A 16,008-nucleotide genomic window follows, 5' to 3' on the forward strand; every position below is an offset into this window, starting at 1 on the left:
GACTGGATCAGGTGGGGACTTTACGCAGCATTTCCAGGCCGGTATGGCCGCTGGCGATTTCGCGCAGGGCGGTGACCGTGGGCTTGTCTTTGCTGTCGATACGCGGGGCGTGGCCCTGCGCCAGCTCGCGAGCGCGATAGGTAGCGGTCAGCGTGAGCTTGAAGCGGTTGGGAATCTGATTCAGACAGTCTTCGACAGTAATGCGAGCCATGAGTTATACCTGGAACGGGCTGTGAAAAGGAGGAGCGCCTCAGTGATCGGCCGGAATGCCCAGCTGGGCGAACAGCGGAGCATGGCGAACGGCCTGAGACGAAAAACGTAGCCGGGCGGCACTGATCACCTGCGACAGTTCCGCCAAGGCTACGCTAAATTCTTGATTAATAATAACATATTCGCATTCCGGCGCGTGCGCGATTTCACCGCCGGCCGCCAGCAATCGACGAGCGATGACTTGGGGGGCGTCTTGGCCGCGGGCCTTGAGGCGATGTTCGAGTTCCTCGATGGACGGGGGCAAAATAAAAATGCCGATAGCCTGAGGAAAGCGTTGCCTGACCTGACGGGCGCCTTGCCAGTCGATCTCCAGCAGTACGTCCCGCCCGTCCTCGGTGGCTTGATCGATCAGATCCCGGGGAGTGCCGTAGAAATTGCCGTGCACCTCTGCCCATTCGAGCAGCGCCTGATTCTGGCGCAGAGTTTCAAACTGGTCTTTGGTGATGAAGCGGTATTCGCGCCCGTCAACTTCGCCACTGCGCGGTGCGCGCGTGGTGCAGGAAATCGACAAGACCAGTGATTTGTCATGGTCGAGCAGGGCTTTGACCAGGCTGGACTTGCCAGCGCCGCTGGGCGCAACCACCATGAACACATTACCGGGGCGTTTTGACATAAATCAGATCGACAAACGGGATACGGGACGCGAAGAATAACAAAATTACGCTTTTAACTATTATATTTGGTCTCCGAGCCCGAGTCCTCGTGCCTGAAGACAACGGCGCTGGTGTCCCCGGAGTGACGCAGGATTATCACAGTTGTTTGCAACGCTAGTCGCGCGATTGCTTTAGGATTACGCGACGCAGATCCATACAGAGAGACTAAAAAAATGCAGTCAAATGAGCAGGCAAGTATTTCGCCAGTGGCGTTGGTGACAGGCGCAGGCAGCGGCATTGGCCGTGCCGTCGCGCTGGAGTTCTTGGCGCAGGGCTATCGAGTGGTGCTGGCAGGCCGCCGTCGCGAACAGCTCGAGCAGACCCGTACCGCGGCTGGCGAAGACGGTGCGCGCGCTTTGGTGGTGCCTACGGATGTCAGCGACGAGCAGGCCGTGCGCGAGCTGTTCGATGCAATACAGCGGGATTACGGGCGGCTTGATGTTCTGTTCAATAACGCGGGGCGCAATTCGCCGGCGGTGCCTATCGAGGACCTGCCCGTGGACGTATGGCGCGAGGTTGTGGATGTCAACCTCACGGGCATGTTCCTGTGCGCGCAAGCGGCAATTCGATTGATGAAGGCTCAACAACCCGGTGGCGGGCGCATCATCAATAACGGATCCATTTCGGCGCACGCGCCCAGGCCCTTGTCGATCGCCTATACCGCGACCAAGCATGCCGTGACGGGCCTGACCAAATCCATTTCGCTCGATTGCCGTGCTTACGGCATTGCATGCGGACAGATCGACATCGGTAACGCAGCCACGGATATGACCCAGCGCATGGCAGAGGGCGTATTGCAGGCCAACGGCGACCGCCGGCCGGAACCTCGCATGGATGTCGGGCACGTGGCACATGCCGTCGTCTCAATGGCAAAGCTGCCGTTGGACGCCAATGTGCAGTTCATGACGATCATGGCGACGAATATGCCGTTTGTGGGCAGAGGCTGATTCGCCGGGATTCGTCCGCGTCGATGTCATCAAAGGGAGCCCGCGGGCTCCCTTTGATGTTCCGTCGTGGCGGCTTTTGGCGGGGTTACTGGCCCGTATCGGCCTTGGCGATCAGATGGCCTTGAGGGGCAGTGTTCGGCTCAATGTAACGCCGTGCCGCGACGTAGTGGCGCGACCAATAACTGTTGTCCAGGCTGTCGACGCGGACTTTCGAGCCACGCGTAGGGGCATGGACGAACTGGTTTTGACCGATATAAATGCCCACATGGGAGACGCCGCGACGGCGCATCGTCGCAAAGAACACCAGGTCGCCCGGTTTGAGCTCGGCTTTTTTGACGCCGGTGCCCTCGAGGCGCTGCTCGCGTGCCGTGCGCGGCAATTCCACGCCGACGATCTCGCGATAGATGAATTGCGTCAGGCCGCTGCAATCGAAACCGGCGTTGGGATCCTCGCCACCCCAGACATAAGGGGTACCGATGGTCTCCAGCCCAGCACGCACGACCATGTCGGACAGGCTGGGAACCGTAAGGGGATCAATCAACCGCAGCCCTTGCATCGAAGCGATCGCTTCGGGAGTCTTTGTGGCGTGAGCGGTGGGGAGCCAACTGAGGCCGAGAGCCAAAAGCGGCGCGGCCAGGAATGAGGGGAGTACGAATAAATTAGGACGGACTTTTCGCGTCGGTGGAGTCATTGCGACACTTCAACTTTCGGAGTGGGGCGGAATGGCTGACTACGTCAAGCCGGCGAAAATGTGGCGGCAATACAACGCAGCCACGGGGCATTGTAACCCATTGACGATTTTTTGCATTTTGGGGTTACTACTAACCTGATCGAAACAAATGATGGCGGGTTGAGGGGCATTTGGTGCTGTCATCGTGTTAATGCATGATAAGCATATGTTGTGTAGGCGTGCCGTTTTACGGAAATCTAAAAAATGACTGTTGACTTTTCGATTGGTTCCCACAGTTCTCCGCCTTCTCTGGAGTTCGAGGCTTTTCACCAAGCACAAGCCGCCGTTGAGCGCCTGACGGAGATTTACGGCCGCAATACGGCCTTTATCCGGGCGGCGTTTCAGGATGTGGTGAATGGCCGGGATCTGCCCGGGCCGGTGCGGGCGTACTACCCCGCGATCCGCATCAGGGTGGATACCTATGACCTGATTGACAGTCGTCTGTCATTCGGCCATGTCGCCGAGCCGGGGATATATCAAACTACGGTGACCCAGCCGACGCTGTTTCGTGACTACTACCTGGAGCAGATCGGCCTGCTGATTCAGAATCACGGCGTTGCGGTCGAGGTCGGCGAATCGGATAGCCCCATTCCGTTGCATTTCGCCTTCCCGGAAGGGGCTTATGTCGAGGGTGAGCGCCTGTCGGGCATGCGCAGGCCATTGCGTGATCTGTTTGATGTGCCGGACTTGGCGGTGACGGACGATGCGATCGTCAATGGTTCCTGGCATGGCCGAGACGGTGAGCCGCGTCCCCTGGCGCCATTTACTGCGCCGCGGGTGGATTATTCGCTGCATCGCCTGCAGCACTATACGGCGACTGCGCCGTCGTATTTTCAGAATTTCGTGCTGTTTACGAATTATCAGTTTTATGTGGATGAGTTCTGCGCACGGGCCCGGGCACTGATGGCCGAGGGTGGGGGCGATTACGATGCGCTGGTCGAGCCGGGTAACCGCATGACTCACCGTGGCGAGACAGCGGCGGCGCNGCNGGCCGGCGGCGTGCGGTTGCCGCAAATGCCGGCGTATCACCTGGTACGTTCCAATCATTCGGGCATTACCTTGGTGAATATCGGAGTGGGCCCCTCGAATGCCAAGACCATCACCGATCACATCGCCGTGCTGCGCCCCCATGCCTGGCTGATGCTGGGGCATTGCGCCGGGCTGCGCGATTCCCAGCGATTGGGGGATTATGTGCTGGCGCACGGTTATGTGCGCGAAGACCACGTGTTGGACGACGATCTGCCCACATGGGTACCCGTTCCGCCTTTGGCCGAGGTGCAGGTGGCGCTGGAGCAGGCGGTAGAGGAGGTGGCGGGCTTATCAGGCTGGGAACTGAAGCGCATCATGCGCACCGGCACGGTAGCCAGCATCGACAATCGCAATTGGGAGCTGCGGGATCACACTGAGCTGGTGCAGCGTTTCACGCAGTCGCGGGCGATTGCATTGGATATGGAGTCAGCGACCATTGCGGCAAATGGGTTCCGGTTCCGCGTGCCGTACGGAACTCTGCTGTGCGTGTCGGACAAGCCCTTGCACGGCGAATTGAAATTGCCGGGCATGGCCAGCGCGTTTTACCGGGACCAAGTGAATCAGCACCTGGAAATCGGGATACGGGCGCTGGAGCGCTTGCGGGATATGCCGCCAGAGCGTCTGCATTCCCGCAAACTGCGCACCTTTATGGAGACGGCGTTTCAGTAGCATTAAAGTAGTTTATTTTTTTGACAAACTACTTTAATGCTATATAAAGGCTTGTTTAGTAGCAATATAGTAGTTATTATTCTTATAACACTACTTTATTGCTACTATTTGCCACCATGAACAGCCTATCGGATATCGCCGACATTCTGCGGGGGCGCTTGCAACAGCAGGGCCAGACGCAGGCTCAATTACGCCAATCCGCGGGGATTGCACAGCGCACGCTGACCAATGTCCTGAGCGGCGAACAGGACTTCAAAGTCAGCACATTGCTGGCACTGGCCGATCGCTTGGGGCTGGAAATGTTATTGGTCCCCAAAGGGGCAGCCGCTGCGGTGGACGCGGGGGACGCGGTCAAGCCCAAGATTCCCACCCGCATCGAGGTCGCACGCCGACAACTGGGTGAGACAAAATGAACGTGCAAGCACTGGCCATTTTCATCGGCGCTGCGCGGGTTGGCGTGCTGTTCCAGTACCGCATGCAGGGGGCGGACGTGGTGACTCGCTTTGTTGCCGACGACGCTTTCGCGCATCAGTGGGATGCGCCGGTAGTGTCGGCCGCCTATGTGGCGAACTCTCCCGAGGATCAGGCGGCGTTCTGGGCGGACATTCGGAGCGAGCCGTTAAATGGACGCTATTCCCCGCAAAATGGCTGGCTATTGCCGGCATTTTTCCAGAATCTGCTGCCAGAGGGCGTTTTTCGCGACCATGTGGCCCGCGTGCGGGGCTGCGATCCCAAAGATCATTTCGAGATGTTGGCGGCCTGTGGGGGAGATTTACCCGGAAATGTCTATGCGCGGCCGGTCGAGCTGTCTCGCGACGAGTTGGCGCACTATGTCACACAGGACCAGGACGCGTTGGAAATGACGGTTACGGCCGACCCAATGGAACAAGGCGTGTCACTGTCCGGTGTTCAGCCCAAGCTGGGCGTGATCAAACAGGGCGAACGTTATGTGGGACGTACGCGGGATCACGACACCCATATCATTGCGAAGCTGCCGGTAGTGGGGCAGCCGCTGTTGCCGGAACTGGAGGCGCTGTCGCTGCAGTTGGCGCAGGTGGCCGGCGTGAATATTTGCGAGGCCTATCTCGAACCGCTGGAGCATCTGGCGGCCGAGCATGGCTATGATTTGGGTGACGCGGATGCGCGTACGCAGTTCCTGGCGGTCGTGCGTTATGACCGTCAGCCGGGCCGGCGTATTCATTGCGAAGACTTCGCTCAGGTATTGGGCGCAATGCCCGAGCAAAAATATCAAGCCGCGTCCTATCTGGATGTGGCGGCGGTATTGATGGCGTTTCCGTCGTTAGGCGAGCCCGCGGTGCATGAGTTGCTGCGGCGTATGGCTGTCAATGAGATGCTGGGCAATCCGGATATGCATCTGAAAAACATCGGCCTGATCTACGAGGATGGGCATACGCCGCAGCTGGCGCCCGCATACGATATCGTGGCCTATGCGGCCTATCATCCTTGTCAGGGACACGCGCTGCGCATCATGCCGGAGGGATTGGAGCCGCGCCGTCCCGGCAGATCCGGCACAGGGCAAACTGCGCCGGAAAAGGCACAAGCTCTCACATCCGGGACTCAGCAGCCAACGATCGGCGCCAGCAACGTGCCATCGAGCGCCAAGGCGTCACTGAAACCCGCCTTGTCTCCTGCGATGCTGCGCGCTTTCTGCGCGCACCTGCGTATTCCGGAAAAGCCCGCCGCCAAGGCAGTGAGCGATTGCGTAAAAGCTGCGCACGCGCAATGGCCTGCACTGATCGAACAAGCCAAGCTGACCGCTCGTCAAAAACAAAATCTATTGGCGCATTTTCATGCGCATCCCATGGTGAAATCGGTGCGCTGATGGCGGCCGCGACAACTGAATTTGGTATGAACAGCTCGCGGATGGCCGCACCGAGATCCACCAGCAAGAACTCGGCGCGGGCTGGTTCAAGCGGGCCATCGTCACGATGGTCGGCTGGCTGCGGATCGAGTGGTTGTTGTGATGGCATGCGTTGAGACAGCGATCGAACGGGCCGCCCATTGGTCGCAGGCCACGCCCTGGTCTCGAACCGCGCGCCGAGAGCTTACGCCGCCGCGATCAACGTCAACTGTTTGTATATTTCGCGCGCACCCTCGAGTTGGTCCAGCGCGATGGACTCGTCGATGATGTGCGCATCTTCTTCGCGCCCGGGGCCCAGTCCCACGGTCGGGATATGCCGTCTGCCGGCAGACTCCGAGCCATTGGTGCAGAAGGGCCATACGCCGATGCGCGGCTCGCGGCCGCTGCGTTTGACGGCCTCGACAGTGCTGGTCACCAAAGGATGGTCCTGAGTCTGCTGCCACGCCGGCAGCCATCGGGCCGGCTCGGATCGTTCCCCGGTAAAGGTACTGACGCTGTCGCAGGTTGTCGTCAAGGTGTAATCCGATAGCCCGTGTTGCCTTAGGCAGGCATCGATCTGGGCCAGCACGTTTTCCTCGGTTTCGCCGCCGAGCGTGCGGCGATCAAAGCGTATGGTGGTCGACGACGGGATCATCGAGATAGACGGATAGGGCGACGAAATCATATCGGTGGGCACTAATAGCGCATCGCCCACGATAGGGTCGCTGGGCAGCGGTAGCGATGCCAATGCGGTCAACGCGCGGGCCGCGGCATGTAGCGGATTGCGGCCCAGGTGCGGCGAGGCGGCATGTGCGGGCACGCCTTTGAACGTCAACAGAATCTCCAGCCGGCCTTTCTGTGCAATCTTGATATCGAGTTTTGACGGTTCGCAGATGATCACCGCGGCAGGCTGGCATTGATCCAGTACGCTGGCCAACGCGTGGCCTTCGATGACTTCTTCCAGTACGCTGGCTGACACGGCGACGCGGCGTTTGAGCGTGCCTTCGCGTGCGGCGGCGGCCACGCCGCAAATCGCCGCCGCGATACCGCCTTTCATGTCGGTGCTGCCGCGGCCGTACAGCCGGCCTTCGTGAATCGTCGCGCCGAAAGGATCAAAGCGCCATTCGCCGGATACGGGCACGACATCCATGTGGCCATCGAACAGCAACGCGACGTCCGCGTCGTCGGGTCCGATCAAGCCCAGGACAGACCCATTTCGATCCATAGTGACCGAGGTGAACCCGAATTCGCGCATGCGTTGCTTCATCAGGTCGGCCATCGCGCTTTCCTGACCGGAAAGACTGGGTATGCGCACCATGTCCTGGGTCAATTGGATGACATCGCTAGTCATGTAATTCACTCCACTGCAAATCAGAAAGGGCCGCCATGGCGCGCGATGCGGCCAGGGCAGGGCGGGCACACATCAAACGAGCAGCTGTCAGCGGTTGACCAGGTCTTTGGGGACGAGATAGACCAGAATGGCGCCCAGCACCGTGAACGCGGACAGAAAATACATGCCGTAATCGGTCGATCCTGTCGCGTTCTTGATCCAGCCGATAACATACGGACTGACAAAGGCCGCCAAGCCGGCGAAAGAGTTGATGCCAGCAATCCCTGCAGCGGCGCTGCGGCCCTTTAGAAACGCGGTGGGCAAACTCCAGAACAGCGGTGAGCACACCATGCATCCCGCAGCCGCCACGGACAGCATCAGCACCGCGAACGGCGGGTTGTGGCTGTACATCGTGCTTAACACGAGGCCCGTGCCGCCGATGAGAAAGGGCACGATCATATGCCAGCGGCGCTCGCGGCTCAGGTCTGAATGACGGCACACCAACACCATCGAAATCACCGCGCAAATGTTGGGCACCGCCGTCAATAGCCCGACCGACAACAGCGAGTCAACGCCGGTGGATTTGATGACAGAGGGAATCCAAAAGGCCAAACCGGATAGGCTGGATACCGTGCAATAACAGATCAGCGCCATATGAATGACGCGCTTGTCCTTGAGCAGCGTCCATAGCGAGACGTGTTCGACTTTGGCAGACCGATCCACGTCCAGATTGGCGTTCATGCGGGCCTTGTCCGAGGCGCTGAGCCATTTCGCATCGTCGATGCGATCATCCAGATAATAAACAACGGAAATGCCCAGCACGACGGACGGGATGGCTTCGATCAGGAACATCCATTGCCAGCCGGACAGGCTATGCACATTATGGAATGCCTCCATGATGTATCCCGACAATGGGCCGCCGATGATGCCGGCAAACGGCACCGCCGTCATGAAAATCGCGACGATCTGCCCTCTGCGGCGAGACGGAAACCAGTAGGTCAAATAGAGGATGATGGCGGGATAAAAGCCGGCTTCGGCAGCACCCAGCAGGAATCGCAGAATGTAGAACTGGGTCGGGGTTTGCGTCAGGGCCATGGCGCCGGAGATGATGCCCCACAGGATCATGATGCGCGCCAGGGTTTTCTTTGCCCCGATACGATGCATGAGGAGGTTGCTGGGGACTTCAAAGAGAAAATAGCCGATGAAGAAAATGCCCGCGCCCAACCCATAGACAACTTCACTGAAACCGAGTTCGTCGAGCATTTGCAGTTTTGCAAAGCCGACATTGACGCGATCCAGGAACGCCGCGATATAGCACAGCATTAAAAAGGGAAGCAGACGGAACGCGACCTTGCGGTAGAGAGCGTCGTCCTTGCTGCCGGATTGGATCGGAGATACTGCATCTGCGGCGTGAGCCGGAGCCAAACTTGTGTTCATTAGCATGCACCTCGAAAAAATTTAAGGCAAACACTCCCCTTGGATGCCGGAAAACGCCGGCATCCTGTAACCTAGCCAGAAGAGGGAAGCGCGGGGTTAAGCTGGGGACATCTCCACGTCGGCTGGCGCGATGGCGCCGCGACGCGAGGTGATCAATCCATAGGCCTCGGGGCGTCGATGACGCTCAAAGTTGAAGGTCGTGCTCTTGTAGGAATGGCACAGGTCCAGATCGCAGCGGGCTATCGCGAGCTCATCGCCCTTGGTAGAGCAGGCCGCGACGATTTCACCGGAGGGCGCGATGATGCAGGTGCCGCCGATCATCTCGCAGCCTTCTTCCTCACCCGCCTTGGCCACGCCCACCACCCATGTGCCGTTCTGGTAGGCGCCTGCCTGCATGACGAGCTGATTGTGAAACATCGACAGGTCGTCATGCTCGGGCGCGGGCGGGTTATGCACGGGCGTGTTGTACCCGAGCATGATCATCTCTACGCCTTGCAAGCCCATCACGCGATAGGTTTCGGACCAGCGCCGGTCGTTGCACAGCGCCATGCCCATGACACCGCCAAACGCCCGCCACACATCGAATGACTGGCCGGGTTCAAAGTAGTGTTTTTCGAGGTGCTGAAAGGCACGCCAGGGCTCGTTTTCGGCATGGCCGGGCAGATGTACTTTGCGATATTTGCCGATGATCCTGCCGTCTTGTCCGACCAGGATGGACGTGTTGTAGCGGTGCGCACGGCCGTTCTCTATCGTCAGTTCTGCGTAGCCCAAGTAGAAACCGATGCCTAGTTTGGCCGCGGTGTCGAACAGAACGCGGGTGGTCGGTCCGGGCATTTCTTTTTCATAGAACGCGTCGACTTCGGCCGGGTCTTCCATGTACCAGCGCGGGAAAAACGTGGTCAATGCCAACTCGGGAAACACCACCAGCTGGCAACCCATGGCGTGGGCTTGCCGCAGATGGGCCAGCAGACGCTCGATGACTTCACTGCGTGTATCGCTGCGTTGTATGGGGCCGAGTTGAGCAGCAGCGACATTGATGAATCGTGACAAAGTGGTCTCCTAGTGTTGTTCTGCAAGCTCAGTCAGCAACGTCAACAGGACGTTGGCGCCGGCTTCGATATCGTGGTCGTGGGTGAATTCGGCGACGTTGTGCGACAGCCCTTTGACGCTGGGCACGAAAATCATGCCCGATGGGCACATGCGCGCCAGCATCTGTGCATCATGGCCTGCGCCGCTAGGCATGCGCTGCACGCGGTGTCCATGCTGACGCGCGATGGCTTCCACACGCTCGATGATGCGAGGGTCAAAGCTGACCGGTTCGAAGTCCGCCAGCGATCGATGGCGCAACCGTACGCCTTCTGCGTCGGCGGCCTGTTGCGCGAATTCGAAAACGCGTTGCACGGCGTTGGCCAGGGCATCGCCATCGGTGTTGCGCAAATCCAGAGTGAAGACGGCGCGGTTGGGAATGACGTTCACCAGGTTCGGCGCAATCTGAATATGCCCGACAGTGGCTAATTGGCCCGCGCCCAGTTCGACCGCCAGATCGCGCGCAAAGCAGGCGATGCGGGCGGCGACCACGCCTGCATCATGGCGCAGCCGCATGGGCGTCGTCCCAGCGTGGTTGGATGTGCCTTCGATGGTGAATTCGGTCCAATGGATGCCTTGCACGCCGGTGACCGCGCCGATGGTCACATTCTCGTGCTCGAGCACCGGGCCTTGTTCTACGTGCAATTCCACAAAGGCATGGACGGGTCTGCTGGCTACGGGATAGGAGCCCGCATAACCGATGCGCTGCAAATTTTCACGCACCGTCGTGCCGTCGATCCCTGTTGTGTTCAAGGCGGTTTCCAGCGGCAAGCCGCCTTGAAAGACCAAGCTGCCCATCATGTCCGGCGCAAAGCGCGCACCTTCTTCGTTGGTGAAGAAGGCCACGGCCAGCGGTCGCCGTGTCGTGATGCCGGCGTCATTCAGTGTCGCCACGACTTCGAGGCCGGCGAGCACGCCGAGATTGCCGTCATAGCGGCCACCGGTACGCACGGTGTCGATGTGCGATCCAGTCATGACGGGAGGCAGATCCTCGCTGCCTCGGCGTATGCCGACGACGTTGCCGATGGCATCGACGGTCACGTCTAGCCCTAGCTCGCGCATCCAGTTGCAGACTTGGTCTCGTCCCAGGCCGTCTTCGTCGGTCAACGCTAAACGGCATACGCCGCCACCATCGATTTCGCCGATTTTTCCCAACTCTGCGATGCGGCCCAGCAGACGTTGCGTGTTGATGCGCAACGGGTCGTGCTCTGACGCGGGCGCCGCCGCCGATTGAGGTGATGTGTAGTCGCTCATGCCGGGGTCCTGCTGGATTCGCGCACGGCCTGTGCCGATTTACCGACGATGCGTTGATACAGCTCGGGATCTGTCGCGCCTTCGCTGCCGAACACCAGAATACGGCTCTTGGCATCCAGGCCAAGCGCAGCGCGAGCTTGCGGATCGTTCATCGCGCCCAGCATGCCCGCCAAGCCGGCCACTGCCGATTCACCGGCGACGATAGGCGTATCGCCATAACCGCCCTCGGCCAGCAAGCGCACCGTATTCAACGCGGAGTCGTCATCGATGCAGAGAAACGCCTGCGCGCCTGGGTGCAGGACTTTCCAGGCGAGCAGCGAGACTTCGCCGCAGGCGAGGCCAGCCATGATGGTGTCCAGATCACCATGTACGGCGACGGGTTTGCCGGCGCGTGCGCTTTCATACAGGCAGGCGGCTTTGTCGGGTTCGACCACGATGAATTTCGGCCGCTTGGCGCCCAAGGTTTCCCAGAAATGCGCACATACGGCCGCGGCGAGGCCGCCGACGCCACCTTGCAGGAATACGTGGGTGGGCAACGGGTCCGCGCCGATCTGCTGCAGGGCTTCGTCGGCCATGACCGCATAGCCTTGCATCACGTCTTTGGGTACGTCCATATACCCTTCGTACGAGGTATCCGATACGACGAAACGCCCCAGGCGCTCGGCATCGCGGGCGGCCTGGCGTACGGAATCGTCATAGTTGCCGGCGGTGCGCACCACCTGTGCGCCGTATTTCTCGATCGCTTCCTTGCGCCCCTCGCTGACGGTGGCGTGAATGTAGATGACGCATTGGCAGCCGAATCGCTGCGCGCCCCAGGCGACCGAGCGGCCATGATTGCCATCGGTCGCGCAGGTGACGGTGACGTCGCGCGTGATGGCGGCGTAGCGGCCCGAGAGCAGGTCTTCTACTGTCGCGTTCTGCTCGCCCGTACGCGCTGCGATCTCTTTCAATAGCAAGCGGCTGACGGCATAAGCGCCGCCGAGGGCTTTGAAGCTGCCCAATCCGAACCGGTCGGCTTCGTCCTTATACAGAATCTGCGCGACGCCAGCCGCCTGCGCCAGGCCCGTCAGATCGTGCAGCGGGGTAGGGGCGTAGCCGGGCCATTGCCGGATCTGCGTGGCCGCCCGCGTGAACGCGGCGCCGCCGAGCACGGACTGTTGTTCTGCACCATAGGGAGCATCGGGTCGGGCTGCCGGATTCAATGTGTACTGCAGCTTTACGTTGGAAAGAGGTGTGTTCAAGCCGGTCTCCCGAGAAAGTTTAGCGATGGAGATCGCCATAATGGTTATGCAGTGATTCGATGTTTTCCAGCCGTTTACGTGCCGTGGCTCCCAGCGTCGCGGCCAGGCTGGAACACAAATGATTGATCAGACTGATGGGTGCGACATACGAGTCGAAAATCTGTGCGCCCTGAGTCGTACAGCGCAGGACGACGTCGGAGCGCGCAGGCAGCTCCGTGGCAGTGGGATCGGTGAGCGTAATGACTTTCGCGCCGGCGCGATTGGCATGTTCCACCATGGGGCGCAGCAGTGCCACGCGACGGCGAAAGTCCATCACGAGCAGCAGGTCGTCCGGACCGAGATCAGCGAGATCTTCTGCCAGATTCAGCCCCGCGCCGGGCACCAGTGCCACGCCATCACGCAGTTGGGTGAGCAGGGCCCAGGCGTACTGGGCCAATACTCGGCCATTGCGGAACCCTGCTACAAAAACGCGGCGCGTGCGGCCCAGCAGTTGAATCGCCTCGTCTATCGTTTTGCGTTCGATGCGTTCGAAGGTATGAACCAGGTTCTGGAGATCGCCCGCCAGATGCTGAGCCAGCGCATCGTCGCTGGGAGACTCGGCATTTGCGCCCGCGAGCAGTTGCAACGGCGAGCCCAGATCCGCCTGTTCACGCACCACGGCACGTATCTCATTGAAATTGTCGTAACCTAGGCGGCGAAAGAACCGGCCTGCCGTGGCTTTGGACACCCCCGCCTTTTGCGCCAGTTCGGCGCCTGTGTAGGCGGCGAGTTGACTCAGGTGCTCCAACATGATCTCAGCGAGGCGGCGCTCGCTGTCTGTCAACTGGTCGTGTAGACCGAGGATTCGGTCGTGCAGGGACTGGGTCATAGTGATGTTTGTGAAACTATAGTTTCAAGACTATATTTCTATGAAACTAAAGTTCCAATCATGGTTTTCCCGATAACGGGATAACGCTCACTTGCACTGAATAAACGGGCTACAGTGGGAGTTGTGTTTTCTTAACGGTTTCTTAGTCCCTATGCCTTTGACATCGAATGCCGTGTATTCGCGTCGCGCTTTTCTTGGCGTGTGCTTTTCGACCGCTCTTGTTGCCAGCGCGGACGCGCTGGCTATCAATGTGAAGGACATGAGCCCAGGTGATTTCATCTGGCATCCCGAGGCGGCGCCTGCGGGCCCATTGGTCGTCCTGGTCAGCCTGGACGAGCAGCGCGTGTACGTCTACCGCAATGGCGTGGCGATAGGGGTGTCGACCATCAGTTCCGGCAAGCCAGGGTATGAGACGCCTCCCGGCGTGTTCACCATCCTGCAAAAAGACCGTGATCACCGGTCCAATATCTACAACAATGCGCCCATGCCGTATATGCAGCGGCTGACCTGGAGCGGGATCGCATTGCACGGCGGGGCGATTCCGGGCCATCCGGCTTCGCATGGCTGCGTGAGGCTGCCCAATGCGTTTGCGCAACGGTTGTTTGCAGAGACGAAGAACGGCGATACGGTGGTGGTGGCCGATGCCCGGGTGGATCCCTCCCGGATTGCCTTTCCCGCGTTGCTGGCGCCGGTAGCGCCGGGGGCGGAGGTGTCTCCCGTTGACCAGATTGCCCAGCGTGGCAAGGGAGACTTCTGGGATGAGAGTATTTCACCCTCAGGACCGCTGAGTATTGTCGTCAGCTTGAGCGAGCAGCGGTTTTACGTCCTGCGCAACGGGATCGCGATTGGTTCGTCATGGTTGCATGCTGATTCAGGCGCCCATTTTGACGGTGCGCTGCTGCTGGTGATGGGGGCGGGGACGGTCAATGAGCCTAGTCCTTTTGATCCTACGCAGCTGCGGCATCAATGGGCCAGCTATACATTGTTCGGCTCGCCGCCGTCTTTGAGTAGCCTGGAAAACAGCATCAAAGCACAGCCTGAATTCATCCGCCGTGTGTACAGTTTGCTCAAGCCTGGAACCACCATGCTGATCACGAGCGTGCCTGCGGTGAGGCCGGCGCCTGACGTCCCTGGACCGGGTCAGACGGAACGTGTATTAGAATCTGACGTTGATTAATGTCTCCTGGGCTTGACATGGCCCGCCTGAAAGAGGGGACATAATGCCGGCGTTGGCCCGGCATTTTTTAGATAGACATTCCTTGCGGCCCGGCCGCATCTGGCCGAGCTCCCACAGGAGGCAAGGAATCGCCATCCCCGCTAGGGGCAAGGAGACACGGGTTCCCGTTGTGTCCTTGAGAAAGTCAGAGTTGCCCATGATTGATCATCCTTCCCGTCGTCGTGTTTTGCGTACCTTGGCCGGCCTGGCTTTGGGTGGGGCGGTGCCCGCTGCGTTTGCGCGTTCTGAGGCCGCGTTCAAGCAGACCTCGGCCCTTTCCACGTTGCCATGTGAGGCGCGAAGTGCTGGCGGGGCGCACGCCGGCAGCGAGTTCTGCCGTAATGGCTCGTCCAGCGCGGCCCAGGCCCGTACGGCCGCCAACGAGTTGGCGTTGTCGCTGGCTGCCAAAGCACCCAATGCGTCGATGCTGGCCGTGCAACTCGCGACCGAGGCGCTGGAGCGTGCTCGTGCCGACAAGGCCTTGCCCGGCGGCAACCCGCGCGTGCTGGCGTTGGTGGATTTCAGTCTGCCTTCCACTGCCAAGCGGTTGTGGGTATTCGATTTGAATAGTCATGCGGTCCTGTTCGAGGAATGGGTCGCCCACGGCCGCAACACCGGCGACAATTTCGCGCGCGAGTTCTCGAATCGCCCGGAAAGCCATATGTCCAGTCTGGGGGCTTATCAGGCGGGCGAGATCTATACGGGAAAGAACGGCTATTCCTTGCGTTTGCACGGATTAGAGCCGGGGTTCAACGACCTGGCCTTTGATCGCGCCATCGTCATTCATGGCGCGCCGTATGTGAGTGCCGAGATGATACGCACGCACGGGCGGCTGGGGCGTAGTTTCGGCTGTCCGGCGGTACGCGTGCCTGTTGCGCGCCCGCTGATCGATACGTTGGCGGAGCAGGCATTCCTATTTAATTTTTATCCGCAACGCGACTGGATGGAGCACTCCGCGTTGATCGGGGGCAAGCAGGCGTAGGGCAGATCAGTGCGGTAGTGCTTGACTCGGCGGGCCGAATCGTGCGACATAGCTGCCACACGATTGGAGACTCCATGAAATTAATTGCTACGCTATCCGCCAGCCTGATATTGACTGCCTGCACGACTCTGGACGAAACCGTTGATTCACCGCCCTCAGCTACGATTGAATCGGCTCGCTCGATGAGCGATGTGCTTGACTGCATCAACAGCGCCTGGGTATTGCAGGCAACAGTGGAGTCGGCCGCNATACCTGGCGGACAACGGCTTTACACCAAAGACCCTGATCGTATCGGGCCCGCGCATGTGGCGGAGATCGTCCAGCACGGCAAAGGGTCGATCGTGCGGTACTGGCAAAACACGCATCAGAATACGCACGAGTTCGATGATCCGGTGATGGGTTGCACGAAAGGCTGAGGTTTGAGTATCAGGATGG

15 protein-coding genes and 1 pseudogene are annotated in these 16,008 nt (G+C 59.8%); 7 read left to right on the forward strand and 9 right to left on the reverse strand.

The annotated features are described in order from the left end of the window. Nucleotides 1–7: 7 nt before the first annotated feature. Together rpoZ and gmk are read right to left on the reverse strand one after the other, a co-directional pair. Entirely contained in the window at nucleotides 8–211 is a 204-nt protein-coding gene (rpoZ, locus tag ACNA0I_RS04590) for a DNA-directed RNA polymerase subunit omega (RefSeq protein WP_094821324.1), read from the reverse strand. Nucleotides 212–250: 39 nt separating this feature from the next. Then, complete coding sequence (gene gmk, locus ACNA0I_RS04595) at nucleotides 251–883, reverse strand: guanylate kinase (RefSeq protein ID WP_415804883.1); 633 nt, start codon at nucleotides 881–883, stop codon at nucleotides 251–253. A 213-nt stretch (nucleotides 884–1,096) separates the two neighbouring features. Here gmk and ACNA0I_RS04600 point away from each other — a divergent pair, with 213 nt between their 5' ends. After that, nucleotides 1,097–1,870, forward strand: a complete 774-nt coding sequence (locus ACNA0I_RS04600; RefSeq protein WP_415804884.1) for an SDR family oxidoreductase — start codon at nucleotides 1,097–1,099, stop codon at nucleotides 1,868–1,870. 85 nt (nucleotides 1,871–1,955) lie between these two features. Here ACNA0I_RS04600 and ACNA0I_RS04605 read toward each other — a convergent pair whose 3' ends face one another. Further along, nucleotides 1,956–2,561, reverse strand: coding sequence for a C40 family peptidase (locus ACNA0I_RS04605; protein WP_415804885.1), 606 nt, complete (start codon nucleotides 2,559–2,561; stop codon nucleotides 1,956–1,958). Nucleotides 2,562–2,804: 243 nt separating this feature from the next. Here ACNA0I_RS04605 and ACNA0I_RS04610 point away from each other — a divergent pair. The 4 genes and pseudogenes from ACNA0I_RS04610 to ACNA0I_RS04625 all read left to right on the forward strand — a co-directional run. Then, a partial coding sequence (locus ACNA0I_RS04610) for an AMP nucleosidase family protein (protein ID WP_462935935.1) occupies nucleotides 2,805–3,585 on the forward strand: 781 nt, incomplete at its 3' end. 4 nt (nucleotides 3,586–3,589) lie between these two features. Next, nucleotides 3,590–4,298: pseudogene (locus tag ACNA0I_RS04615) on the forward strand (AMP nucleosidase); the annotation flags it as partial. A gap of 116 nt (nucleotides 4,299–4,414) precedes the next feature. Continuing rightward, complete coding sequence (locus ACNA0I_RS04620; RefSeq protein WP_415804886.1) at nucleotides 4,415–4,711, forward strand: helix-turn-helix domain-containing protein; 297 nt, start codon at nucleotides 4,415–4,417, stop codon at nucleotides 4,709–4,711. Further along, nucleotides 4,708–6,141, forward strand: a complete 1,434-nt coding sequence (locus tag ACNA0I_RS04625; protein ID WP_415804887.1) for a type II toxin-antitoxin system HipA family toxin — start codon at nucleotides 4,708–4,710, stop codon at nucleotides 6,139–6,141. Before ACNA0I_RS04620 ends, ACNA0I_RS04625 begins: the two co-directional genes overlap by 4 nt. Before the next feature lie 223 nt (nucleotides 6,142–6,364). On the opposite strand, the gene ACNA0I_RS04630 is transcribed toward ACNA0I_RS04625, so the two are convergent. The 6 genes from ACNA0I_RS04630 to ACNA0I_RS04655 all read right to left on the reverse strand — a co-directional run bounded on the left by ACNA0I_RS04630 (nucleotide 6,365) and on the right by ACNA0I_RS04655 (nucleotide 13,375). Further along, nucleotides 6,365–7,510: a YgeY family selenium metabolism-linked hydrolase gene (locus tag ACNA0I_RS04630; protein ID WP_415804888.1), complete on the reverse strand. Its 1,146-nt coding sequence runs from the start codon at nucleotides 7,508–7,510 to the stop codon at nucleotides 6,365–6,367. 87 nt (nucleotides 7,511–7,597) lie between these two features. Further along, nucleotides 7,598–8,926: an MFS transporter gene (locus ACNA0I_RS04635; protein ID WP_415804889.1), complete on the reverse strand. Its 1,329-nt coding sequence runs from the start codon at nucleotides 8,924–8,926 to the stop codon at nucleotides 7,598–7,600. A 96-nt stretch (nucleotides 8,927–9,022) separates the two neighbouring features. Continuing rightward, nucleotides 9,023–9,976 carry an N-carbamoyl-D-amino-acid hydrolase gene (locus tag ACNA0I_RS04640; RefSeq protein ID WP_415804890.1) on the reverse strand — a complete coding sequence of 318 codons (954 nt, stop codon included), beginning with the start codon at nucleotides 9,974–9,976 and terminating at the stop codon, nucleotides 9,023–9,025. Between the two features lie 9 nt (nucleotides 9,977–9,985). Beyond that, entirely contained in the window at nucleotides 9,986–11,266 is a 1,281-nt protein-coding gene (locus tag ACNA0I_RS04645) for a M20 family metallo-hydrolase (protein WP_415804891.1), read from the reverse strand. Then, nucleotides 11,263–12,507, reverse strand: coding sequence for a diaminopropionate ammonia-lyase (locus tag ACNA0I_RS04650; protein ID WP_415804892.1), 1,245 nt, complete (start codon nucleotides 12,505–12,507; stop codon nucleotides 11,263–11,265). Before ACNA0I_RS04650 ends, ACNA0I_RS04645 begins: the two co-directional genes overlap by 4 nt. A gap of 19 nt (nucleotides 12,508–12,526) precedes the next feature. Next, nucleotides 12,527–13,375, reverse strand: coding sequence for a MurR/RpiR family transcriptional regulator (locus ACNA0I_RS04655; protein ID WP_415804893.1), 849 nt, complete (start codon nucleotides 13,373–13,375; stop codon nucleotides 12,527–12,529). 151 nt (nucleotides 13,376–13,526) lie between these two features. Here ACNA0I_RS04655 and ACNA0I_RS04660 point away from each other — a divergent pair, with 151 nt between their 5' ends. Together ACNA0I_RS04660 and ACNA0I_RS04665 are read left to right on the forward strand one after the other, a co-directional pair. Continuing rightward, the gene (locus ACNA0I_RS04660; RefSeq protein ID WP_415804894.1) at nucleotides 13,527–14,552 is read left to right on the forward strand and encodes a L,D-transpeptidase; all 1,026 of its coding nucleotides are present in this window, start codon (nucleotides 13,527–13,529) and stop codon (nucleotides 14,550–14,552) included. Nucleotides 14,553–14,748: 196 nt separating this feature from the next. Beyond that, nucleotides 14,749–15,573, forward strand: coding sequence for a murein L,D-transpeptidase catalytic domain family protein (locus ACNA0I_RS04665; RefSeq protein WP_415804895.1), 825 nt, complete (start codon nucleotides 14,749–14,751; stop codon nucleotides 15,571–15,573). Nucleotides 15,574–16,008: the final 435 nt, after the last annotated feature.

The sequence above is a fragment of the Bordetella muralis genome (genome assembly GCF_965139205.1).
Lineage (GTDB): Bacteria > Pseudomonadota > Gammaproteobacteria > Burkholderiales > Burkholderiaceae_B > Bordetella_A > Bordetella_A muralis.

Coding starts and splice junctions, on each gene's coding strand:
- ACNA0I_RS04665 (WP_415804895.1), top strand. CDS start 14,749: ATGATTGATCATCCTTCCCGTCGTCGTGTTTTGCGTACCTTGGCCGGC.
- ACNA0I_RS04625 (WP_415804887.1), top strand. CDS start 4,708: ATGAACGTGCAAGCACTGGCCATTTTCATCGGCGCTGCGCGGGTTGGC.
- ACNA0I_RS04605 (WP_415804885.1), bottom strand. CDS start 2,561: ATGACTCCACCGACGCGAAAAGTCCGTCCTAATTTATTCGTACTCCCC.
- ACNA0I_RS04645 (WP_415804891.1), bottom strand. CDS start 11,266: ATGAGCGACTACACATCACCTCAATCGGCGGCGGCGCCCGCGTCAGAG.
- ACNA0I_RS04655 (WP_415804893.1), bottom strand. CDS start 13,375: ATGACCCAGTCCCTGCACGACCGAATCCTCGGTCTACACGACCAGTTG.
- ACNA0I_RS04620 (WP_415804886.1), top strand. CDS start 4,415: ATGAACAGCCTATCGGATATCGCCGACATTCTGCGGGGGCGCTTGCAA.
- rpoZ (WP_094821324.1), bottom strand. CDS start 211: ATGGCTCGCATTACTGTCGAAGACTGTCTGAATCAGATTCCCAACCGC.
- ACNA0I_RS04660 (WP_415804894.1), top strand. CDS start 13,527: ATGCCTTTGACATCGAATGCCGTGTATTCGCGTCGCGCTTTTCTTGGC.
- ACNA0I_RS04635 (WP_415804889.1), bottom strand. CDS start 8,926: ATGAACACAAGTTTGGCTCCGGCTCACGCCGCAGATGCAGTATCTCCG.
- gmk (WP_415804883.1), bottom strand. CDS start 883: ATGTCAAAACGCCCCGGTAATGTGTTCATGGTGGTTGCGCCCAGCGGC.
- ACNA0I_RS04630 (WP_415804888.1), bottom strand. CDS start 7,510: ATGACTAGCGATGTCATCCAATTGACCCAGGACATGGTGCGCATACCC.
- ACNA0I_RS04600 (WP_415804884.1), top strand. CDS start 1,097: ATGCAGTCAAATGAGCAGGCAAGTATTTCGCCAGTGGCGTTGGTGACA.